This is a genomic window from Paenibacillus sp. Y660 (assembly GCF_057221575.1).
In genome coordinates, this window is the sequence record NZ_JBXBBJ010000001.1 from 1 (window position 1) to 21762 (window position 21762).

General features: G+C 48.4%; 18 protein-coding genes and 2 pseudogenes. 14 read left to right on the plus strand and 6 right to left on the minus strand.

What is annotated here, in order from left to right; genetic code table 11:
• Positions 1-452: 452 nt before the first annotated feature.
• The 6 genes and pseudogenes from AC2TDN_RS00005 (at position 453) to AC2TDN_RS00030 (ending at position 4374) form a co-directional block, all read left to right on the plus strand.
• The gene (locus tag AC2TDN_RS00005; protein ID WP_484686603.1) at positions 453-1124 is read left to right on the plus strand and encodes an ABC transporter permease; all 672 of its coding nucleotides are present in this window, start codon (positions 453-455) and stop codon (positions 1122-1124) included.
• Positions 1117-2049, plus strand: coding sequence for an ABC transporter ATP-binding protein (locus tag AC2TDN_RS00010; RefSeq protein WP_484686604.1), 933 nt, complete (start codon positions 1117-1119; stop codon positions 2047-2049). Before AC2TDN_RS00005 ends, AC2TDN_RS00010 begins: the two co-directional genes overlap by 8 nt.
• 73 nt (positions 2050-2122) lie before the next feature.
• Positions 2123-2401, plus strand: coding sequence for a hypothetical protein (locus AC2TDN_RS00015; RefSeq protein WP_484686605.1), 279 nt, complete (start codon positions 2123-2125; stop codon positions 2399-2401).
• Positions 2402-2564: 163 nt separating this feature from the next.
• Positions 2565-2882 (plus strand): annotated as a pseudogene (locus tag AC2TDN_RS00020) (ATP-binding cassette domain-containing protein); the annotation flags it as partial.
• Between the two features lie 103 nt (positions 2883-2985).
• Positions 2986-3428 (plus strand): annotated as a pseudogene (locus AC2TDN_RS00025) (substrate-binding domain-containing protein); the annotation flags it as partial.
• A gap of 79 nt (positions 3429-3507) precedes the next feature.
• Positions 3508-4374, plus strand: coding sequence for a YitT family protein (locus AC2TDN_RS00030; RefSeq protein WP_482068688.1), 867 nt, complete (start codon positions 3508-3510; stop codon positions 4372-4374).
• Between the two features lie 59 nt (positions 4375-4433).
• Here the strand turns inward: AC2TDN_RS00030 and AC2TDN_RS00035 are convergent, their stop codons facing one another.
• Both AC2TDN_RS00035 and AC2TDN_RS00040 read right to left on the minus strand, forming a co-directional pair.
• Positions 4434-5636 (minus strand): SLC45 family MFS transporter, encoded by a 1203-nt coding sequence (locus AC2TDN_RS00035; protein WP_482068687.1) that lies wholly within the window; start codon positions 5634-5636, stop codon positions 4434-4436.
• A 5-nt stretch (positions 5637-5641) separates the two neighbouring features.
• Entirely contained in the window at positions 5642-6379 is a 738-nt protein-coding gene (locus tag AC2TDN_RS00040; RefSeq protein ID WP_484686935.1) for a glycerophosphodiester phosphodiesterase, read from the minus strand.
• A gap of 238 nt (positions 6380-6617) precedes the next feature.
• Here AC2TDN_RS00040 and AC2TDN_RS00045 point away from each other — a divergent pair, with 238 nt between their 5' ends.
• The 4 genes from AC2TDN_RS00045 to AC2TDN_RS00060 all read left to right on the plus strand — a co-directional run bounded on the left by AC2TDN_RS00045 (position 6618) and on the right by AC2TDN_RS00060 (position 10466).
• Positions 6618-6956 (plus strand): metal-sensitive transcriptional regulator, encoded by a 339-nt coding sequence (locus AC2TDN_RS00045; RefSeq protein ID WP_482068746.1) that lies wholly within the window; start codon positions 6618-6620, stop codon positions 6954-6956.
• 17 nt (positions 6957-6973) lie between these two features.
• Positions 6974-7174: a copper ion binding protein gene (locus tag AC2TDN_RS00050; RefSeq protein WP_484686606.1), complete on the plus strand. Its 201-nt coding sequence runs from the start codon at positions 6974-6976 to the stop codon at positions 7172-7174.
• Between the two features lie 155 nt (positions 7175-7329).
• Positions 7330-9507 carry a heavy metal translocating P-type ATPase gene (locus AC2TDN_RS00055; RefSeq protein WP_484686936.1) on the plus strand — a complete coding sequence of 726 codons (2178 nt, stop codon included), beginning with the start codon at positions 7330-7332 and terminating at the stop codon, positions 9505-9507.
• Between the two features lie 5 nt (positions 9508-9512).
• The gene (locus AC2TDN_RS00060) at positions 9513-10466 is read left to right on the plus strand and encodes a hypothetical protein (RefSeq protein WP_484686607.1); all 954 of its coding nucleotides are present in this window, start codon (positions 9513-9515) and stop codon (positions 10464-10466) included.
• Positions 10467-11370: 904 nt separating this feature from the next.
• On the opposite strand, the gene AC2TDN_RS00065 is transcribed toward AC2TDN_RS00060, so the two are convergent.
• On the minus strand, positions 11371-12699 hold the full coding sequence (locus AC2TDN_RS00065) for an FAD-dependent oxidoreductase (RefSeq protein WP_484686937.1): 1329 nt from the start codon (positions 12697-12699) through the stop codon (positions 11371-11373).
• 362 nt (positions 12700-13061) lie between these two features.
• On the opposite strand from AC2TDN_RS00065, the gene AC2TDN_RS00070 reads away from it, so the two are divergent.
• Complete coding sequence (locus tag AC2TDN_RS00070) at positions 13062-13814, plus strand: SDR family NAD(P)-dependent oxidoreductase (protein WP_484686608.1); 753 nt, start codon at positions 13062-13064, stop codon at positions 13812-13814.
• 5 nt (positions 13815-13819) lie between these two features.
• Here the strand turns inward: AC2TDN_RS00070 and AC2TDN_RS00075 are convergent, their stop codons facing one another.
• The gene (locus tag AC2TDN_RS00075) at positions 13820-14710 is read right to left on the minus strand and encodes a helix-turn-helix domain-containing protein (RefSeq protein WP_484686609.1); all 891 of its coding nucleotides are present in this window, start codon (positions 14708-14710) and stop codon (positions 13820-13822) included.
• Between the two features lie 171 nt (positions 14711-14881).
• Between AC2TDN_RS00075 and AC2TDN_RS00080 the strand changes: the two genes are divergently transcribed.
• A complete protein-coding gene (locus tag AC2TDN_RS00080) occupies positions 14882-17773 on the plus strand; it encodes a family 78 glycoside hydrolase catalytic domain (protein ID WP_484686610.1) in 2892 nt (963 codons plus the stop codon).
• A 449-nt stretch (positions 17774-18222) separates the two neighbouring features.
• Positions 18223-19092: a DUF421 domain-containing protein gene (locus AC2TDN_RS00085; RefSeq protein WP_482065304.1), complete on the plus strand. Its 870-nt coding sequence runs from the start codon at positions 18223-18225 to the stop codon at positions 19090-19092.
• A 1-nt stretch (position 19093) separates the two neighbouring features.
• Here AC2TDN_RS00085 and AC2TDN_RS00090 read toward each other — a convergent pair whose 3' ends face one another.
• Both AC2TDN_RS00090 and AC2TDN_RS00095 read right to left on the minus strand, forming a co-directional pair.
• Complete coding sequence (locus AC2TDN_RS00090) at positions 19094-19426, minus strand: winged helix-turn-helix transcriptional regulator (protein WP_169087951.1); 333 nt, start codon at positions 19424-19426, stop codon at positions 19094-19096.
• Positions 19427-19613: 187 nt separating this feature from the next.
• The gene (locus tag AC2TDN_RS00095; RefSeq protein WP_482065303.1) at positions 19614-20342 is read right to left on the minus strand and encodes a hypothetical protein; all 729 of its coding nucleotides are present in this window, start codon (positions 20340-20342) and stop codon (positions 19614-19616) included.
• A 367-nt stretch (positions 20343-20709) separates the two neighbouring features.
• Here AC2TDN_RS00095 and coxB point away from each other — a divergent pair, with 367 nt between their 5' ends.
• Complete coding sequence (gene coxB / locus AC2TDN_RS00100; RefSeq protein WP_482065302.1) at positions 20710-21762, plus strand: cytochrome c oxidase subunit II; 1053 nt, start codon at positions 20710-20712, stop codon at positions 21760-21762.

A 21762-nucleotide genomic window follows, 5' to 3' on the forward strand; every position in this document is an offset into this window, starting at 1 on the left:
AGATAAATCGGTCATCCAGAGTTTTACAGCCAAAGGCCAATCCTTGTGGATGAGGACAATACCAGAACCGATAGAGGTTCGAAGATGTTGAAGGACAAAGGATTGGTAATCGGAATGGGGAATGAAAGAAGGCTTCAAAAGGGAACACGCTCCAATCGTGAGTAGTAAGGGTCATACCCTTCTCGCGATTTTTGCGAAATCTGGTAAAAGTCAAGTGTTTTCTGAGAAAATAACCAAAAAATTCTAGAATATTTCCCATAATGAAAAATGGGATTAAATGAAAAATCCCCCTAACCAAGTAGGAGGATGCTAATAAAGATGGTTCGAGGAAACCCTTGTCCCATCAGCCTCGGCAAATGCCGAGAGGCTATTTACATCAACAGGAGGGCGCTTGAAGAGCGGCCCTCTTTATTTGCGGTTCTCGCAAAATGCCAGTAGATTGAGGTGTCCTCGTGTTAAAGCTTGCTAGATTTCTGAAGAAATATTGGCTGTCCGCAGTATTTGCGCCGCTGTTCATGCTGCTTGAGGTGTGCATGGATCTGCTGCAGCCGCGATTTATGGCAACCATAGTGAATGATGGGATCATGGCTGGAGATTTGGGAGCAATCGCAGCGACCGCAATGCTGATTGCAGCGATTATCGGCTTGCTTGCAGGTGTAGGCTGCACGGTTTTTGCGACGATAGCTTCCCAGAGCTTTGGTGCCGATCTGAGACAGGAGCTGTTCCAGAAAATTCAGTCGTTATCGCTAAAGTCGCTCGACCGATTCGGCTCAGGCTCCATTGTGACGAGGCTGACGGGCGATGTTACTCAAATTCAGGGCCTCGTGCTGCTAGTTCTCCGTGTCTTCGCCCGCGATACGTTTATTATAATCGGAAGCTTGACGATGGCCTTCATGATTAGTCCTCGCCTTTCGGTTATCCTGCTCGCAATGATTCCATTGCTCGCCGTTTTTCTAGTTATTACGACTCGGATTACCGTTCCTCTCTTCTCGAAAATGCAGCAGCGGCTCGATCAGGTGAATACCGTCATACAGGAAAATTTGTCCGGCATTCACGTAGTCAAAGCGTTCGTTCGGTCCGATTACGAGGAAGGCAGGCGTCGGCGGCTGGCTGGCCGTGCATGACCTTGCTACCGTGGGCGTTATTATAAGCTTTCTCGGTTATTCCAGGCAATTTAGTGGTCCGCTTAATGAAGTTGCCAATCAATACAACATGATCCAGTCCGGCATAGCAGGTGCGGAGCGGGTATTCGAAATGATGGAGGTTCCTTCGGAATACGAGGGGGCGGAGGCGGCGTCGAAGGTAGAGTCGCTTGCGGGCAAGGTGGAATTCCGTGACGTAGGCTTTGAATATTCGGACGGCACAGCTGCGCTTAGAAATATTAGCTTTACGGCTAAGCCCGGCGAGACGATCGCTTTGGTAGGTCCGACAGGCGCGGGCAAGACGACGATCATTAATTTGATCGGACGTTTCTTCGAGATAAAGGACGGCCAAATTTTGATCGATGATGAAGATATTCGCGACATGGACAAAAACAGCCTCAGATGCCAGCTCGGCATCGTGCTGCAGGATGCCCATCTGTTCTCTGGCACCATCCGCGAGAACATACGCTATGGCAGGCTGGATGCAACGGACGAAGAGGTGGAGGCAGCTGCGGCACAAGCGAATGCGCACAGCTTCATTGCGAGGCTGCCCCAAGGCTACGACACGGAGCTGAATGCGGAAGGCGGAAATGTCAGCCATGGACAGCGTCAGCTTATTACAATCGCGCGCGCCATACTTGGAGATCCTGCCCTGCTCATCCTGGATGAGGCGACGAGCAGCGTCGATACGCTTGCCGAGCTTCAAATCCAAGAGGCGATGAAGAAGCTGATCAGCGGAAGAACGAGCTTCGTCATTGCCCATCGGCTAAGCACGATTCGCCATGCCGATACGATTCTTTTTATCAAGGACGGCGAGATCGCGGAGCGCGGAAGCCATGAGGAGCTGCTTGCCAGAAGAGGGCTTTACTATCAGCTGCACGGGAACCAGTTTTTACAAAACGCTTAGCCTGCAGCGCTTAATAAGGTTGAGTAGAATGTGGTACAATGAGACAAGCGATGCGATTAGGAGATGACAAACGATGACTGAACAATTAAATGAGCAAGAGCTTGTGCAATACATTGCAAGCGAAACGAACGCGGATGAGCAACTGATTAAGCTGGTTTTGAAGCATGAGCAAGCCTTCATCAACAATGCGAAGGAAGATAAGAATGGCGAGGTTGACATCGACAGCGACGAGCTGGTCGATTATATTCTTAGCTGTCCCGATGTCAAATCGAACGAGCTGGTCGTGGAATCGATTATGGACGCGGAAATGGATTACTTGATGGATAAAGGGCTTGCCGGGTACGTAGATTAATGCAAAATAGACTCCTGCCAAGAAGGAAAACGGCAGGGGTCTTTTTTTTGCCCAAAACCCGGCTATACCGTAAAATCGTCTACTTTTTTCAGGAGATTACTCCATATATTGCACGCCGGATTCATCATACAATGAGTTCACAAACCGATTAGGGGTGGGAGCAATGAGCCTGATTTTAGTGTCGATGGACGGCATCACGAAGCAGTTTCCCGGCGTAATGGCGCTTGACCAATGCCGCTTTGAGCTTTATGCGGGGGAAGTGCATGCACTGGTCGGAGAGAACGGGGCCGGCAAATCGACGATGATGAAAATATTAACCGGTGTCTACAAAAAGGATGCCGGACGGATCGTTTATAAAGGCAAGGAAGTTGAAATCGCGAGTACGAGAGCGGCGCAAAATCTCGGCATCAGCATTATCCATCAAGAGCTTCAGCTCATGCCGGATCTCACGATCGCGCAAAATATTTTTATCGGACGCGAGCATGCGGTTCTAACGGCGGAAATATGGCGGCACTAAAGGCGAGAATAAACCGGCGGCAGCGGAAACCAACGATTCGAAAAACGGCGCAGCAGACAAGAAGCTTTATATTCCGGTCATCTCCAAGGGCTTCCAGCACCAGTTCTGGAAAGCGGTGAAGCAGGGCGCCGAGAAGGCAGCAGCAGAGCTGGATGTCGAGATTACGTTCGAAGGTCCTGAGACAGAAGCGCAGGTGGACAAACAAATCGAGATGCTGCAGGCTGCGCTCGACAAGGAGCCAAGCGCGATTGCATTCGCAGCTCTGGACAGCAAAGCTTCTACTCCGCTGCTTGAGAAAGCCAAAGCGAACAATATTCCCGTCGTTGACTTCGACTCCGGCGTAGACAGCGACATTCCTGTGACAACAGCGGCAACAAACAACATTGCGGCAGCGGCGCTGGCTGCGGACAAAATGGCGGAGCTGATCGGCGGCTCCGGCGAGGTTGCGCTTGTCGTCCATGACCAAACAAGTCGTACCGGCATCGATCGTGCCGCGACGGGTGTGTTAATCAAAAGTAGTTTTTTTGAAAAAAAGGTTCGTTTATGTTAAAGTCAAAGGAGATACTCGTAATAAACGGAGGTTGAGCTGTTGGCAAAAACGCATAAGGGGTTATCATTTTTAGAGATACTGAAACGATTTATTTTTATTACAATTGGTTCGATCCTAATGGGTGTAGCCTTGGAATTGTTTCTAGTACCGAACAACGTAATTGACGGAGGCATAGCGGGTATTTCGATCATGCTGGCGCACTTAACATCGCTGCCGCTCGGCGTATACTTGTTCATTGTGAACGTGCCTTTCCTCATTCTCGGCTATAAGCAAATCGGCAAAACGTTCGCGATCTCGACGCTGTACGGCATTATCGTCATGTCGGTTACGACTTCGCTGCTACATCATGTAGATGCATTCACCGAGGAGAAGCTGCTGGCCGTTTTGTTCGGCGGTCTTATTCTGGGAGCTGGCGTAGGCCTTGCCATTCGCTTTGGCGGCTCGCTTGACGGGGTGGAAATTGTATCGATTCTGATCTCGAAGAAGCTGCGTATGCCTGTAGGACAAATCATTATGATTTTCAACGTTATTATTTTTGTTATCGCGGGTTTTATATTCGAATGGGATTCAGCCATGTACTCGATGTTTACATACTATATTGCGATCAAATTGATCGATATCGTGGTGGAGGGTCTCGACGAATCGAAATCGGTTACGATTATTTCGTCCGAATTCGAAGAGGTATCGCAAGCGATCATTGACCGGCTTGGACGCACAACCACTTTGATTCAAGCGCGCGGCGGCTATTCGAAGGAAGATACGCAAATGATTTATTGCGTCGTATCTCGTCTTGAGCTGGCAAAGCTGAAGGCAATCGTGCAATCGATTGATGAGAATGCGTTTATTGCAATCGAGCATGTATCCGACGTTATGGGCGGCGGCTTCAGCAAAGGCAGCATTCACTAATGAGATAAAGAAAAATCCGGCACTCTCGTCTGTAGACGAAGGCGCCGGATTTTTTTGGATTAAAGGCTTGTTGTAGCATTAGACTCTGTGGTAGCTCTAGACAGTCCCTTATCCTTGACGCAGAGAAGGAACAGCAAAGCGATAACCATGCCTCCCGAGGAGAAGTAGAACAGCACCGAGTAGCCCAGCAAATCGATCAATCCTCCCAATAGCGGCGGCGAGGCAATGGCGGCGAGCGAGGAGATCAAATAATAGATGCCGGTACGCGTGCCGATGCTTTGCTCCTTCCCAAGCGAAACGATAAAGGGGTAGGAGTTGATATTGATCATCGCCCAGCAAATGCCGCCGAGGATAAGCAAGGTGCGAAGCGGCAGCAGCGCGTCCACAAATGAGATGGCGGCAAAAATGATAATAAGGCCGATGACGCCAAAAGAGATTATGAGCTTCTTGCCAAAGCGATTGCCTAATAGCCCGCTTGGAATGGCGGCTAGGACGAAAGCGAGCGAGAAGAAGGCAAGCGAGAACGATGACTGGCCTTCCGTTAGCTGCAAATGGTTTTTTCCATATAAGGTAAAGAAGGCTTCGACGCCCTGGTAGGACAGAAACCAGAAGAAGATTGCTCCCAGCAGGAAGATCGTAGGGCGGTTCCATTGTCCCTTGAACGATACTGCCGGATGCTGCTCAGCTGGCGTGTAGGCAATCGCATCTCGTTTTTCCTTAATAACATAAACGAGTATGGCTAAACAGATGAGCGTCAACACGGATGCTGACAGAAACGGGAGCGAGGAATGCTTCTCATATAGGAATGAGCCGCCCGCAAAGGCGAGTATGGAGCCGATGCCGCCCATAAAGTTAATGATCCCATTCGCCTGCGTCCGCTTGCTGTCCTGCGTAATATCGGGCATAAGCGCGACGGTCGGAGATCGGTACAAGCTCATCGACAGGTTCATCAGCACCATAAACAAAACGAGCGTCAACAGGCTGGTATGCCAAGGGATGAGTGCTCCAAACAAGGCGGCCAGCGGCATTCCTATGATCAAATACGGCATTCTTTTGCCAAAACGGCTGTTCGTGCGGTCGCTGCGGCTTCCGATCCATGGCTGCAAAAACAAGGCGAAGTAGTTATCGATCGTCATCATGAACCCGATAAGCGCTGTGCTCGTCAAAAACTTTTCAAGGAAAAAAGGGACGAACGCATTATACAATGCCCACGTGATGCTGATGCTGAAAAAACCGAACCCGAGCAGCCATGTTTTTTTCATTACGCCTAAGCTCCTCTCTTCATCAGCAAATCTGCCAAACGATCAGGGAAGTCGGTAATGATACCGGCAACGCCTGCATCAAGAAGCCGTTCCATTTCAGGTATATCGTTAATGGTAAAAGGATTATAGTCAATGCCTTGCTCGGACGCTTCGGCTACCCATTCTGGCAATACGGCATAATGGTAGGCATGCAGCGCGTCGGCTTGAAGTGATGCGGCGTAATCCCAAGGGCGATATAGACCCTCCATGTACAAAATGCCGGTGCGGATTTCCGGTGCCAGCTGCTTGCACAGCGCGAGCGAGTAATGATTAAAGCTGGATAGAATAATACGATCGGTCATATGATAAGCGCGAACCATCTCGATTACTTTTTGCTCGATATCTTTATATTGAATGTAATCGTTTTTGAGTTCGATATTGAGGATGGTATCGGTTGATTGCAATAGATCAAGCAGCTGCTCCAGTGCAGGAATTCGCTCATCTGCGAATTGTGGCGCGAACCAGCTTCCAGCATCCAAGTCAACAAGCTCCTCGTAATCGGTATCCTTTACTAGCTTGTTTAGTCCGGTCGTTCGTGCTAAGGATTCATCATGAATGATCACAATACGGCCGTCCTTCGTTAAATGAACATCGGTTTCGATGCCGGTAGCGCCTAGCTCAAGCGCTTTTTTGAATGCGCCAAGCGTATTTTCGGGACAATAGCCGCTGGCTCCGCGATGGGCATAATTAATAGTGGTTTTGATAACGATTCATCCTCTCTGTTTGGAAACGACCGCTCGCAGCTTTTGGCCAAGCAGCATCGTTGTTGCTATTTTACAGTTGATTATGTGGATCGTAGCATATTGCCTGTTAGATTTAAAGTGCCTTTACTGGAATAAAAAAACAAAATAAAAAAGCCCATTTACATACCCCTCGGGGGTATGATATATTGAATTCAGAAACAGATACCCCATGGAGGTATGTTGAATGAACAATCGCACAATGAACGAGGAGTCGAAAGAGCATTCTCATGCTTCAGATGATTGCTGCGATACGGCTGGTCCGCGCAAAAGTCATCACTCGGAGCAAATGAAAGACAATTTAACGAAGCGTCTCAACCGTATTGAAGGACAAATTAGAGGCGTGAAGGCGATGATTGAGAAGGATACGTACTGCGATGATGTGCTTAATCAGATCGCGGCTGCGCAATCCGCACTGAACAGCGTCGGCAAGCTTTTGCTTGAGGGTCATATGAAAAGCTGCATCATCGAACGCATTCAAGCGGGCGAAAGCGAAGTTATTGATGAATTGCTGGTTACCGTTAACAAACTAATGAAATAAGAGAGGGGAAATATAAAATGGCAAACACAGTATTGAAGGTAGAGGGCATGACATGCGGACATTGCGTGAGCGCGGTTGAGAAGGCAGTTAGCCATGCAGGTGCGGTTGGCAAGGTTGATTTGGCGAATAAGAAAGTAACGGTTGAATTCGATGAGTCAAAGGTAACGATTGAAGCTGTCAAAGCGGCAATTGAAGATCAAGGCTACGACGTTGTTTAAGTGAAGGGCAGTCGAGCAACAATGAGCATGTAAGCTATTCATGATGAGGCTTCGTAAGCCTCTCTTTTTTTACAATATAATATACCCCGTGAGGGTATGTGGTCGGTAGGTGAGTAAGCGTGGATAAAGTGCAGACGACGATTCAAATTACTGGAATGACCTGCGCAGCCTGCGCCAACCGGATTGAGAAGGGCCTCAACCGGATGGAAAGCGTAGAGGCGAATGTGAATTTGGCATTAGAACGTGCATCCGTCAGTTATGATCCGCAAATGATGGATGAAGCTAAGCTTGAGAATAAAATTAAAGATTTAGGATACGGCACGATTAAGCTGGCCGATGACTCGGATGAGAGCGCAGGCGATTATAAGAAGCGGGAAATCAGAATGCAGCAGCTTCGCCTTGGCGTTGCGATCCTCCTTTCCCTTCCGCTGCTGTGGGCGATGGCGGGACATTTCTCCTTTACCGACTTCATACCGGTGCCGGAATTGTTTATGAACGCATGGTTCCAGCTGGCATTAGCTGCCCCCGTTCAGTTCATCATTGGTTGGCCGTTTTACGCAGGTGCGTTTAAAGCGCTCCGAAACGGATCAGCCAATATGGATGTGCTTGTAGCGCTCGGAACATCGGCCGCTTTCTTCTACAGTCTGTACGTGACGCTGCAGACTTTGAGCCAGTCGGGTCATGGAGCCCATGAGGTCGAGCTTTATTACGAAACGAGCGCCGTGCTGATTACATTGATTGTGCTTGGCAAACTGCTTGAAGCTTTAGCGAAAGGAAGATCATCCGAAGCGATCAAGACGCTCATGGGGCTGCAAGCTCAAACGGCTATCGTCATTCGGGACGGCTCTGAGCAGCGCGTAGCCATTGAGGAAGTCGTCGCAGGCGATGTGCTGATTGTGAAACCCGGTGAGAAAATTCCTGTTGACGGAATCGTGCTCGAAGGTACTTCAACGGTCGATGAATCGATGCTGACCGGCGAGAGCATGCCGGTGGAGAAGCGCCAGGGCGATACGTTGATTGGCGCTACGATCAATAAAAACGGTGCCATGCGCATGCAAGCGGAAAAAGTCGGCAAGCAGACGGCGCTTGCGCAAATTATTAAAGTCGTGGAGGAAGCGCAGGGCTCGAAAGCGCCGATCCAGCGGGTGGCGGATCGGATTTCGGGCATATTCGTGCCGATCGTAACAGCTTTGGCACTCCTTGCCTTTTTGGTGTGGTATTTCTTCGTGGAGCCGGGAGACATTGGGAATGCTTTGGAGAAGGCGATTGCGGTTCTTGTCATTGCTTGTCCTTGTGCGCTTGGTCTTGCTACGCCTACATCGATAATGGCCGGTTCGGGCAGAGCGGCAGAGCTAGGCGTCTTGTTCAAGGGCGGAGAGCATTTGGAGAGCACGCATCATATTGATACGGTCGTGCTGGATAAAACCGGTACGGTTACAAAAGGCAAACCGGAGCTAACCGATGTTAGATCGGCTGCTGGCTTCGAGGAGGCAAAGCTGCTTAGCTGGGTTGGCGCGGCGGAGAGAAGCTCGGAGCATCCGGTTGCGGAAGCGCTCGTAGCCGGCATTGCGGCTCGCGGAATCGTCATGCCGAATGCTGAGTATTTTGAAGCGGTGCCTGGCTTTGGGATTGAAGCGCAGGTTGATGGTCAACAATTGCTAGTAGGCACTCGGAAGCTGATGGAGAAGCATAGCGTAGACATCATGGCTGAAGGGCAAGAACAGCAGCAACTGGAAACGGAAGGCAAGACCGTTATGCTCATTGCTGTTAATGGGACATATGCAGGCCTCGTTGCCGTAGCCGATACGGTAAAGGAAACGTCGGCGGCAGCTGTAGCCCGTCTGAAGGAAATGGGTCTAGAGGTCATTATGCTGACCGGCGACAATGAGCGCACGGCGAAGGCGATCGCAAGCCTCGTCGGGATAGACCGCGTGCTTGCCGAGGTGCTGCCGGAGCAGAAGGCGAAGGCCGTTCAAGAGCTGCAAGCAGAGGGAAGAAAGGTCGCCATGGTAGGCGACGGGATGAATGATGCGCCTGCGCTCGTAGCAGCCGATATCGGCATGGCGATTGGCGGAGGCACTGACGTAGCAATTGAAGCCGCGGACATAACGCTTATGCGCGGAGATTTGAACAGCATCGCCGATGCGATTCGGATGAGCAGAGTAACAATGGCCAATATCAAACAAAATTTGTTCTGGGCGCTCGCTTACAATGTGATAGGAATACCGATTGCCGCAGCCGGGTTTCTTGCTCCATGGCTGGCGGGAGCTGCGATGGCATTAAGCTCGGTATCCGTTGTACTGAATGCGCTTAGGCTGCAAAGGATGAGATGATCGATATGCTTAAGGAAACGGGACGGAAGACAAAATATCGCAAACGCTCCGCGGCAGCGGCTTTAATCGTGATAAGCTTGCTTGCCGCAGGCTGCGGCAGTGCATCGAAGAATGATCACACGGAGCATGCAGCTACGAATGGGAAGGAGCCAGCGGCGAACGAGCATAGCGGGCATGCTTCTAATGCGGCAACGAATGCTCCGGACGATGAAGCAGCGGAAAATCATAGCGAGCATGGCGGCAAGGCAGATGACGCAGACAGCTCTGGAACAGACGTGAAGCTGGAATGGCAGTATTCGCCGGCGGCACCAAAACCAGGCGAAGAGACAAAGATCGAGCTGCACCTATCTGATGCAGACGGAAAGTCGATCGAGAAATACGATGTCAATCACGAGAAGCTGATGCATCTTATCGTCGTTAGCGAGGATTTGTCGGAGTTCAGCCATATTCATCCCGAGTATATAGGGAAGGGGACGTTTGAAGTGACAACTGCCTTCCCAGAAGGCTGCTCGTACAAGCTGTATGCGGACTTTATTCCGACAGGCTCTTCTCAGAAGACGGCAACGTCGCTCATCAAGGTAGATGGCAAGAAGCAGGCCGCGCATCCGCTGGAAGCAGATGCAACGCTTGTGAAAGATGTAGACGGTGTTAGCGCCGCTTTGGGCATATCCTCCCTTAAGTCGGGGGAAGAGGTGGATATTACGTTTACGTTAAGCGATGCAAAAACGAAGAAGCCGATTACCGATTTGCAGCCCTACTTGGGAGCTATCGGACATGTCGTCATCTTGAGTGAGGATTTGACTCGCTATTTGCATGTTCATCCGAAGGAAGGCAATGCGAGCGGTCCGACAGCCGAGTTCTCGACAAGCTTCCCAGAGCCGGGCATGTATAAAATATGGGGCCAATTTCAGCGCGGAGCCAAGTCGTTTATCGTTCCATTTACAGTTGAGCTGAAGTAAGTTTCCAGTGATGAAAAAGTGTTGAACGGCTGTAGTCAGTCCCGATGATATAGAATTCATCGGGATTTTTGGTATGTTGAGGATGAAGCTTTCCATTTCTTTTGCCCATTCTAGTCAACAATACTATTGAACTATACTTCATTGTTTTCATAGGAAACGTTGTATTAGCTTACTTTATCTACGATCAATCAAGCTTAGTTAAGCCTTTATTGTCATCTGTTCTAATGCTGATTTGAGTGCTGCGGTAGATTTAATTAGGCACAACTACAGAAAGAAAAAACAAGATCATTTAAGTTAGGGAAATTTTGGATTCTCTCGCAGGTGCCGCTCATTCTAATATTTGCGATGTTCAGCGCATTGTTGCTCAATCGCCAATTTCGCGGCATCTTTTTCCTGACTGTCATTATCGCGTCCGGCGCGATTTTAAGAGAATTGCTGGAGCAGGGAACTGCCCAGCCCCCGATCTTTTACCAATATGACCTTTTCCACTGCTTGTGTGTTCTTACAGCGAAAAAAGTAGCCTGGTTTGTTAGCTGTAAGCGCATATATGTGCTTACAAGGCGAGATTGGAGTGTGCGGACAGGTGGAGAGTGGCTGTAAGCACGTATATGTTCTTACAGCGGCAAAAGTAGCTTGGTTTGTTGATTATAAGCGCATATATGTGCTTATGTGAGAGATTGGAGTGTGCGAACGTGCGAATTATGGCTGTAAGCACGTATGTGCTCTTATAGCGAAAAAGTATCTAGGATTGCTAGCTGTAATCGCATATATGTGCTTGCAACGTTTGATAGGAGTGGCACATTTGCTAGTCATGATTAAGAGCACGTGAGTAATCTCTCCTATAGTAAGAAGAAATAAAGGAGCAACGATGCCGGATAAGATTCATCGTTGCCCCTCTCTTATCCTATACAGCCTGCAACCCAGCTTGATTAAGCAGGTTCCACGGTTTGTTGTAATGCGGCTGGAAGAAGAAGTCGACGTAGCTTAATTCGTCCATCGTCATGCCGTTTTGGATACATACCGACAGTGTATTGATCGATTGCGTTAGATCGACCTTCGATAGCACCTGCGCGCCAACAATTCTGCCGCTTTCCGCTTCGTAAACGACCTTTAGCGTCACTTGCTCGTACGTAGGCATAAACTCGGGACGATAGTTGTCGACGATTGTGACATTTTTCACATTCATACCCGCAGCAAGCGCAGCCGTTTCCGTTAAACCAGTCGATGCGATGTTGTAATCGTAAATTTTAATTCCCGATGTGCCTTGTGTTCCGAGGTATCTGACGACTGGCTTCATCAGGTTTTTGGCAACAAGCGTACCCATGCGAACCGCGTTTGTTGCAAGCGGGATGTACGCATTTTGGCCGGTTGGATTGTAGTGGACGGCGCAGCTGTCGCCAGCGGCAAATATATCGGGCTTGCTCGTTCTCATATATTCATCGACGATGATCGCTCCGTTTGGCAGCATGTCGACTTGGCCCTTCAGCAGCTCCGTGTTAGGACGGAAGCCGATGCAGAGTACAACAAGGTCCGCCTCATATTGCCCAGCAGTCGTATTGACGGTCGTAACGCGGCCTTCAGCGCCTGCAAACGAAGTAACGGTTTCGCCGGTGGCGATTGTAATTCCTTTATCAATTAGCGCTTGCTCGGTAACATCGGTAAATTCTTGGTCCAAATATTTATATAAAATGCGTTCCATATTGTCGATCAAGGTAACCTGCTTGCCAAGCTGCTCAAAGGCCTCAACAAGCTCTATGCCGATATAGCCGGCACCGATGACGGCAATGCGGTTCGCATTTTTAGCTTTTTCAATGATCGTCTTCGAATGATTATAGTTTTTGCATAGCACGATATTCTCAAGCTCGATTCCGTCCATTTGCGGAATAATCGGCCACGAGCCTGTCGTAACGACGAGCTTATCGAAGGTGTCAGTAAATTCTACACCGGTTAGAAGGTTGCGGACTTGAATCGTTTTGGCATCCGTATCTACTGCCAGCACATCATGGCGCATATGCGTCGTAACGCCAAGCTTAGCGAGCTGCTCTGGCGTAGCGTAAAATAGCTGCTCGGCATCTTTTACAACACCGCTAACATGAAGTGCGATTCCGCACGATAGAAACGAGATGTTGTCGTTCCGTTCATATACTGTAATGCGAGCCTCGGGGTAAAGCTTAGCCATTTGGGTAATAGCAGCAGTTCCTGCGTGTGTGCAGCCAATAACAGCAATGTTCATCGTCATATCAAACGCCTCCTATTATATGTGCAAAGACGTGAGCCGCATCGGCCGTCGACCTTACAACGTGAATTATTTCACAACCTACTATACAATGTGAAAACATTCACAACCTCTTCTTGCTTTTATCATATTCGCTATTAGGAAAATTGACAAGGGATTTTGAACCATTTTAGGTATAAGGAATGAATTTTCAGACTATTTGACACGACTTAGCCACAATTTATGGCGGGCAGGCAAATTTGAAAGTGCATCAGCTCGTAAACAGTTCTGTTTATTTGCGCGTTAATGCCGTTTTCATTTTTGACGGTTTTCGATTACACTCATACTGAAAGCATAGCAATCGCTAAGGAGGAATTCAGATGGAGTCTGTCTATGACGATAAAATAGTACTTATAACAGGTGCAGGAGCAGGAATAGGCCGTGCGCTTGCAATCGCCTATGCGGAACACGGAGCGCTTCCCGTTCTAGTGGATAAAAATGAAGCCGGGCTGGAACAGACAGGCGAGCTGCTGCAGGAGGCTGGCTATGACTCTCTATCCTTTGTCGTTGATTTGAGCAATCCTGATGAGATCGTAGGATTGTTCCGCGATATCGAGACCATACTTGGCAGACTGGACATCGTCATAAATAACGCAGGGTTTGGCATATGGAAGTCACCCTATGATCTTTCGATTGAAGAATGGGACGACGTCGTGAACACCAACCTTCGCGGCACTTTCGTCTGCTCGCGTGAGGCGGCGAAGCTGATGCGGACAAGCGGAGGCGGAGCCATCGTGAACATTTCCTCCACGAGAGCGATGATGTCGGAGCCGGATTCAGAAGCCTATGCGGCCTCGAAGGGCGGAATTCTGTCGCTTACGCATGCTATGGCGGTGTCGCTCGGTCCGGATCGCATTACCGTCAATGCCATCTGTCCGGGCTGGATCGAGAATGGCGATTACGATAAGCTGCGGCCGGAGGATCATACCCAGCATCCGTCCCAGCGCGTGGGCAAGCCAGCGGATATTGCTCGTGCGTGTATTTACTTAACTGACCCTGACAATGATTTTGTAACGGGTACCCATATTACGATTGATGGCGGCATGACGAGAAAAATGATTTATGAGGAATAGCCTTATTATTTTGCTGCATGATGTGACGCTTGACGAAATTGAATGGGTGTCATGCCGATCAACTGCTTGAATAAGCGGTGGAAATGCTTCATGTCGTGCATGCCGACGAGGGGAGCAATTTCCACCGCTGTTTTCGTCGTTTGCTCAAGGAGGATGCAGCTTCGTTCGATGCGCTCCTTGCGCAGAAGGCTCGTAAACGTAAGCCCCGTTGAGGCTTGGATAAGCCGCTGCACTTGACGCTCACCAAGCTGGACTTGCCTTGAAACGTCACGCAGTGAAATCGGCTCGTGCAGCCGTGAACGCATAAAGTGGATAATCGTGTCCACACGATCACCAGGCTCGATGACATTCGATGGACTATGATGCCTCCCAATCTCTAAACGACGTTCCAGCAGCAGAAGCAGCTCAAGCAGCATAGCAAGCAGCATCGTATGAAAGCCCAAGCGGGCTTGCTGAGTTTCCTGAAGCATGCGGTCGAATAAACCTCCAAATTCATGCGCTTGCTCCCTGAATGATATCCAGCTTGTCATGACATCAGCGCCAATATGTTTAAAGCGATACGAGTTTAGCATATTTGGCTTCGTGCTCGTAAGGGAATCAAGGACCGATTGCTTAAAGATGCAGTTGCCCACGATTAGACGGCTATCCGCAGCCGAGGAGGACGGCCTAAATACATGCGAGATGCCGATGGGTATCAAAAATAAATCTCCCTTCGTTACGCGCAGCGCCTTATCTCCGATATAATGAAAGCCGCTTCCCTCCCATACATAACAAATTTCCACAAATTCATGTGCATGCTCGCGCAGCTCGAATCGTTCGCTTACCCGATTAACGAATATAGATAGCTCATCATTGAAATAAAGCTCGGCCTTGGTGAGCATGACATTTTTCTTCATCTGGAAGCGCCCCTAATCTATAAAAATAAGAAACTATACTAGTGAACCGTATACGTTTGCAAGATTGATCTTATGTCATTTTACACCTATATATTTGTCGTAATCAACCTATTAGTCCATTCTGTCGCTGCTGTACAATCAGAGGTAATAAGGCGAAGGAGTGGTACATAAATGAATCGTTCATGGCAGGCAAATTGGATTTGGACAGAAGGGGAGGAGAGTCCTCGCAATGAGTGGCACTGCTTCCGCAAAACCTTTATAGTACCGCAGGAAGGCTGGAGCAAAAGCTCGCTTCGCATAACGGCGGATTCAAGATATGTATTGTATATCAATGGAAAGCGGCTTGGACGTGGCCCCGTTCGTTCTTGGCAAACAGAGCAATCCTATGATACGTATGAGGTTGGACATTTGCTTGAGCGTGGAAAGCAGAATACGATTGCAGCAATGGTCATGCATTTTGGCGTAACGACTTTTTATTATATACGCGGTCGCGGCGGCTTGCTGGCACAGCTGGATTTTCTGAGTGAAGAAGGCAGCGTGCTGGAGACAGTGAGCAGCGATCAGTCATGGCGGACGTCCCGTTATCTCGGTCAACATTCAAGATCTACACGCATGGCTTGCCAGCACGCTTTCTCTGAGTATTTGGATGCCTCGGAGTGGGATGACAGCTGGAAGGAACGTGATTATTCCGATATAGGCTGGGCATCAGCGCTCGTCATAGCAGCAGTAGGGGAAGGCCCATGGACGACATTAATTCCTCGCGATATTCCTCTGCTGACAGAAGAGCAGGTTTTTCCGCAGCGCGTAGAAGCGCTTAACAAAGTAAAAACCTTTCACTGGTCGGCTGCAATAGATGTGCGCAATCATTTGGTAGCAGGCAGTGAGAATCATTCGAATCAGCTCGAATATATAGGTTATGCGGCGTCGCTATTGCATCTCGAAGAAGCGGCTTCCGTTATTCTCGGTGCCGCTTTTGGTGAAGGCATCGTTGCCGCTACGCTGAACGGAAAGCCGATTGATGCCTTTGGCAGAAATGACGTTGAGCGATATGCGGAGCTGGAGCTTGACGCGGGCGAGCATTTGCTGCTTGTGGATGTGTCAGGTCCGTCTCATCCCGGCATTATTCATCTGGGGCTGTACTGTGAGAAGCCGTTTGCATTCCGTTCGCCTTGGGAAGGCGCTGGTGAAGAGCATTCGGTGTTTTGCTCGATTGGTCCATTCGAAACGGCTGTTCAAATCGACCATCAAGGAAGGCAGTCGTTTAATCGCAATCATCCTCTTTATATGGAAGTCATAGGCTCGGTTGCCTCGTCGGATGACTTATCGAAATATACCGAATGGGTAAAGCTGGTTCCGAATAAATATGTAAGCGAAGCCGATGTATTCGCGCTATGCGTCTATAAAAAGGAGAGTACAGCTCTAGCGATTCCGGCATCGTTGCAGCAAATGGTCATTCCAAATGCGGAGGCCGGCACTGTTCCGATTTTCCATGGGGCGGACACGGAGCTCATTATTGATTTTGGCAAAGAATATTCCGGTTATTTGACGTTCGAGGTAGATGCGGATGCGGATACCGTTATTGATTTTTACGGCTTTGAATATATGAACAGCCATTACAGGCAAGACACTTACGGACTAGATAATACGATCCGGTACGTTTGCAGGCAAGGCAGACAATTATTTGTATCCTCGGTAAGACGCGGCTTCCGCTATCAAATGGTGACGGTTCGGGGCGCTGCGAGGCCGGTTAAGTTTTATGGGTTGTCCTGCTTGCAGAGCAATTATCCGGTTGCCGAGATTGGGAAATTCCAATGCTCAGACCCGTTGTTAAATGATATTTGGCAAATTAGCCAGCATACGGCGAAGCTTTGCATGGAGGACACCTTCGTTGATTGTCCTGCCTATGAGCAGGTGTTCTGGGTAGGGGACAGCCGCAACGAAGCATTAATCAGCAACTATTTGTATGGTGTAAATGATATTGTGAAGCGTTGTCTCCGGCTCGTTCCGGGCTCGAAGGAGCAGACGCCGCTGCTTGTCAATCAAGTGCCAAGCGGCTGGAACAGCGTCATTCCGAACTGGACTTTTTTCTGGGCGCTTGCTTGTCACGAGTACTACCTGCAGACGGGAGACCGTGATTTTGCGAAGGAAATGTATGCGCATATGAAGTTTACGTTGAAGCATTATGTAGACAAAATAGATGGAAACGGGCTATTCAACATTAAGGGCTGGAATTTCCTTGATTGGTCGCCGATCGATCAGCCCAATGATGGAGTCGTTGCACATCAGAACATGTTTCTTGTCAAAACGCTGCAAGCGACAGCCGAGCTAGCCATAATCGCTGATGATTCCACAGGGGCTGATTGGCTTAAGGAGGAGGCTAAGAAGCTGGCGAGCGCGATCAACGAGCATTTGTGGGATGAACAGAATCAGGCTTATATCGATTGTATTCATGCGGATGGGCGAAGATCAGAGGTGCTCAGCATGCAGACGCAGGTTGTAGCGACTTTGACCGAGGTTGCTAAGGGCGAGCGCTATGAGCGGCTAACGCAATATATGCAGCAGCCGCCAGCGCATTTTATACAAATCGGAAGTCCATTTATGTCGTTCTTCTATTATGAAGCTTTAGCTAAATCAGGCAACGCGCAGCAAATCGTAGAAGACATTCGCCATCATTATGGCGTTATGATCGATAATGGAGCGACGACTTGCTGGGAGATGTATCCGAACTTTTCCGAAAATCGCGCGCATGAGGATATGCTGACACGCAGCCACTGTCATGCTTGGTCATCGGCGCCTGCCTATTTCTTAGGCCGTGAGCTGTTAGGGGTAAAGGCTCTGACGGCAGCATGGACCGAGGTGGAAATCGCGCCTAACCTATGCGGTCTCTTATGGGCGAAGGGCAGCGTGCCGCATCCAGGCGGAGGGCGAATCGATGTTTCTTGGCGAGTGGAGCAGGGTGGTTCGGCAATGAAGCTGGAGGTTTGTTATCCCGTGCATGCGAAAGTGAGGATTCGAGTGCCAGAGGGCGTAAAAGCAGATATTCGTGAGACGAGATTAGGCTAGAGCAAAAGGTGTTGAAGATTGGATAGGGCTGCCTTGCCAGTACATAAATGCACTAGCAAGACAGCCCTGTGTGTATCTTATATTTAACCGGACCTCTTCATGAGCGAAAGGCCGTATGGAATCCCCTTGTTAACAGCAAACAGCATGTGTACCAAGTTGTTTAAAACTCGCATTCTAAAACAACGAAAGCCCTACCTCTCTTCCGTCCTCGCGGCTCCGATGACCGCGCCAGTGTGAATCAGAAATACATCACGTAACAGGTTTGAGAATTAACAGCAAAGAAATCAAAATCCGAGGAAAACATTGAATCTTACTGGGGATTTGCTGGGGTTAAATATAATACGTTCTTTCTATAATACTACACTGCAGAATGAAATGCAACATCTAAATGGAAAACGCATGACTTTTACCTTTCTGGATACTCTAGAGATGGAAAGGGGGAAGTCAAAATGCCAAGTTGGTTTGAAATTGTCCTACGAACGCTAGCGGCAATTGTCATTCTATTTGCGTTAACGAAGGTGTTAGGGAAACGTCAAATTTCACAGCTGTCTCTATTCGAGTACATAACAGGCATATCTATAGGTAACATAGCCGCCTATATCTCGCTTGATCTCGATAATTTATGGTTTTTGGGTTTGGTTTCGTTAGGGGTATGGGTCAGCGTATCGGTCGCTATGGAATTTTTGACGATGAAAAGTAAAAAAGCTCGTGATTTTATTGACGGCAAAGGAACGGTTCTCATTAAAGATGGACAGCTGCTCAGAAAGAATTTGCATAAAGAACGATTGACATTGGATGAAATGCTTGAACAATTGCGGAAAAAAGACGTTTACCGCGTGGCAGATGTCGAGTTTGCCGTTATGGAGTCAAGCGGGGAAGTCAATGTGATGCTGAAGAAGGAGTATCAGCCTATAACGCCTGATGTACTCGGATGGAATGTGGCTAACGAGTGGGAAGCGCAGACCGTACTGATGGATGGGGACATCCAAGATGAGGTGCTCAGTAAGTTGGGGCATGATCGGCAATGGCTGCTCCATGAGCTGAAAAAGAGGAATATGACAGAGGCGGATGTGTTTCTCGCGCAACTTGACAGCAATGACGAGCTGCAAATTCAAACCGGGCAAGAGGGCAATCAGCCGCAAAACAATCAAACAAAACCGAAAGAGCGCGTCTCGATGCTGATCGAGCAGTTTGAGGCGGAGCTGCTCCGCCTTGAACGATTATCCCGTAATGAAAGTGATCGCCGTGTCTATCAGACTGCGATCGATCGCTTTCAAGCGAGTACCAAATCACTGCCGGATCACTTGTTGAAGCCTTAAGCTAGGTCCACATAGCAGCCCAGCGTTTCATTTCTTTTAATATCTGATGCAGATCCTCGCCCTTTGGCGTCAATGTATATTCGACCGTTACCGGTACGGTTGGAAATACTTTGCGTTCAAGCACGCCCTTCTCTTCCAGATGACGGAGCGTGCTTGTCAACGCACGAGGGCTAACCGCAGGAATCAGCCTCTGTATTTCTCCGAACCTTTTGGTACCGCAAAACAACTCTCGCAAAACAAGAAAAGCCCATTTACCGCCAATAACGTCCAGCGTCTTCTCGATATTGCACTCGATATGCAAAGGCTCTTTCGGAATGTAATTATGTGCGCTCAATTAGAAGATCCCCTCTCCATTGCTACTACCATAAGTATAGTATATATATTGGAGATAATAAAATGAAAAAACATTCACTCAGAAGCGGAAACAGCTCAGGGCGCTAATAAAGGAACAGATTGTAATAGCAAAAAAAGGCTCCTGCAAAGAGAGCCTTTTTTTGCTATATATAATAGAAGAGATTTTTTTATTGATCCATTTGAGCCTCGGAAGGGCTATAGGTTCCCGGCTGGGTGATAGGTGCCGGCATGTCTTTACCACCGGCAAAGTGATATTTGACTACCTTATTAAATTGATCAATCCATGGCATGAGGGAGCGTCCGCCCCAAGCCTCTTTAGCAAATTCATTGAAATAATTGACGAACTCCATATTAGCCGATATATGAACCTCTTGTACGGTAGGCGCAAGCTCGCGAACTTTTAGGGCGACGGTTTGCTTAAGCTCATCTGACAAGTCATTAATATCATTGACGGAGAAGTAGGAATTGTAGGGCGAAACGAGTATGCGGCTGTTGCCGTAAGGGCTGCCGGTATCATGATTGTAGACCCCTTCATTGGTTCCGGTATTGTCTTGCTCTGTTTTACCGCCGTGATTGCGAGTGCCGACAGCAGTCCAATCCAGCATCAAGCCTACGTACGCATTTTTGTCCGTCAGCATGACGATTGCAGAGGCAATGCCATTTAGATCAGTAACCTTTCTTGAAATAACGGAGCTGTATTCAAAAAAAGCATTGTCATGCTGATGCGGGCTATTCGACATTGGACCATAAGATTTCCCGCCCAGCATCTTCGGATCGTTGGCCTGACGGCTGCCGTAATCGGTATCGCTTTTCTGGACAAGCTCTTCGTAATTGCAGCCGGCAGCAGCCGATAAGACGATAGCGGAGAGCATCAGTGCGGCCATTCGTTTTAGCATTAAGAACGGACCCCCATTCATACGATAATGGCTTTAGTTTTTGCCTTGACAGCTTAAATATACGTTTCAGCGAGCATACATAATTGACCATGGGTTTGGTGCACAATGAAGGGTAGAGAGCAAGTCGAACAGACATGCTGCAAAATGAAATGCAATAGCTTAAAAACGTTGGAATAATGCGTTTTTGACAGCTTTGAGAACAATTTGTGAACTCTCTGTGGAACATTGACAAATAGGGGCTTCAACTTTATATTTAATAAAGTGATTTAAGTTGCAGGAGTTGTAATAACATCTGTGAAACACGCAGCCAGCCGCATGCCACGTTAAAATCAGGCAGCTGCGAAAACGTCAAAAGTGGGGTTGATTAATGATGAAACGGTGGCGATTTGTAAAACGGCTTGCGCCGCTTATGGCCATGATGGTACTGGTGCTAGCGGCTTGCGGGCGGAGCGATTTGTCGACGCTGAATCCTCAGGGACCTGTAGCGGAAGAGCAATTCGGACTGATGAAGCTGGCAATCGGAATCATGTTAATTGTGATTGTTGTCGTCTTTGCGATTTCTTTGTATGTAATCATTCGGTTTCGCAGACGCAAGGGAGACAATACGATTCCAAAGCAAGTTGAAGGAAATCATAAGCTGGAGATCATTTGGACAGTTATTCCGATCATCATGCTTATCATTTTAGGCGTTCCGACTGTACAATCCGTATTTAACTTAGCTAAAGACTACAGCAAAGATCCGGAAGCGGTTCAAGTAATCGTTACTTCACACCAATACTGGTGGGAGTTTGAATACCCGGATTACGGAATCAAAACAGCGCAGGAACTTATCATTCCAAAAGGCAAGACGATCTCCGTTAAAGCGAAATCTGCTGACGTGCTTCACTCGTTCTGGATTCCATCGCTTGCAGGTAAAATCGATACGAACCCTGGCGCAAATGAAAATGCTATGTACTTCTCAGCTCCAAAAGAAGGCGTTTACTTAGGTAAATGCGCCGAGCTTTGCGGACCTTCGCACGGCCTGATGGACTTTAAGGTCAAATCAGTGGACGAGTCTTCATTTGATCGTTGGGTAGCAGCTCTTAAAGAGCCTGTAGCACTTCCGAGCGATCCAGCTATTGCGAAAGCATTCGAAAGCAAATGTCTATCTTGCCACGCTGTGGGCGACCTTGGCGGACCGGCATATCCTAACTTGACAGGTATCGGAAGCCGTGAGACTGTCGGAGGTATACTCGTTAACACCGATGATCCGCAATATTCCAATGAAGGTTCAGTTTATGATAACTTACACCGTTGGATCAAAAATCCGGAAGAAGTAAAACCGGGCAATCAAATGAGTGGAGCTTATGATCTAACTGAGCAGGAAATTGAAGGTATTGCTAAATATTTATCTGAACTAAAGCTTAACTACCAACAATAA

Bases quoted from the DNA above. Each gene is read 5' to 3' on its own strand.
- AC2TDN_RS00015 (WP_484686605.1), top strand. From the start codon at position 2,123: ATGACTGAACAATTAAATGAGCAAGAGCTTGTGCAATACATTGCAAGC.
- AC2TDN_RS00035 (WP_482068687.1), bottom strand. From the start codon at position 5,636: ATGAAAAAAACATGGCTGCTCGGGTTCGGTTTTTTCAGCATCAGCATC.
- AC2TDN_RS00045 (WP_482068746.1), top strand. From the start codon at position 6,618: ATGAACGAGGAGTCGAAAGAGCATTCTCATGCTTCAGATGATTGCTGC.
- AC2TDN_RS00050 (WP_484686606.1), top strand. From the start codon at position 6,974: ATGGCAAACACAGTATTGAAGGTAGAGGGCATGACATGCGGACATTGC.
- AC2TDN_RS00055 (WP_484686936.1), top strand. From the start codon at position 7,330: ATGACCTGCGCAGCCTGCGCCAACCGGATTGAGAAGGGCCTCAACCGG.
- AC2TDN_RS00060 (WP_484686607.1), top strand. From the start codon at position 9,513: ATGCTTAAGGAAACGGGACGGAAGACAAAATATCGCAAACGCTCCGCG.
- AC2TDN_RS00065 (WP_484686937.1), bottom strand. From the start codon at position 12,699: ATGAACATTGCTGTTATTGGCTGCACACACGCAGGAACTGCTGCTATT.
- AC2TDN_RS00070 (WP_484686608.1), top strand. From the start codon at position 13,062: ATGGAGTCTGTCTATGACGATAAAATAGTACTTATAACAGGTGCAGGA.
- AC2TDN_RS00075 (WP_484686609.1), bottom strand. From the start codon at position 14,710: ATGAAGAAAAATGTCATGCTCACCAAGGCCGAGCTTTATTTCAATGAT.
- AC2TDN_RS00080 (WP_484686610.1), top strand. From the start codon at position 14,882: ATGAATCGTTCATGGCAGGCAAATTGGATTTGGACAGAAGGGGAGGAG.
- AC2TDN_RS00085 (WP_482065304.1), top strand. From the start codon at position 18,223: ATGCCAAGTTGGTTTGAAATTGTCCTACGAACGCTAGCGGCAATTGTC.
- AC2TDN_RS00095 (WP_482065303.1), bottom strand. From the start codon at position 20,342: ATGCTAAAACGAATGGCCGCACTGATGCTCTCCGCTATCGTCTTATCG.
- coxB (WP_482065302.1), top strand. From the start codon at position 20,710: ATGATGAAACGGTGGCGATTTGTAAAACGGCTTGCGCCGCTTATGGCC.